Source organism: Peribacillus sp. SIMBA_075 (genome assembly GCF_046534585.1).
This window is the reverse complement of the sequence record NZ_JAWRYN010001730.1, coordinates 1-231: the sequence shown is the minus strand read 5'-3', so window position 1 is coordinate 231 and position 231 is coordinate 1. Positions and strand designations below refer to the sequence as shown.

The 231-nt window shown below is 60.6% G+C and carries 1 protein-coding gene; it reads right to left on the bottom strand.

Features of this window, described 5'->3' with window-relative positions; genetic code table 11:
• Positions 1 to 112: chromate transporter (locus tag SB775_RS34360; RefSeq protein ID WP_410865761.1), on the bottom strand; the 112-nt coding region annotated here is incomplete at its 3' end.
• Positions 113 to 231 lie beyond the last annotated feature (119 nt).

Genomic DNA, 231 nt, shown 5'->3' with positions numbered 1-231 from the left:
CGTATTCTTCGTCTGTCAACCAGTTGTAGCGGTCCACGACATCGCGCTGCATGATCGGGATGACTGCCGGGCCGCCGCCAAAGCCGAGCATGCCTGCGCGGAAAAAGGCCATGGCGAGGTCGGTCGATTTAACGCCTTGTTCTGTTACCAAACAGCAATCGTCCCATCCGTGCGGGATTGCGTGCCGCCTGCAAGCACGCCTGTTTCCGGGGTGCGCCAGATGATCTGGCC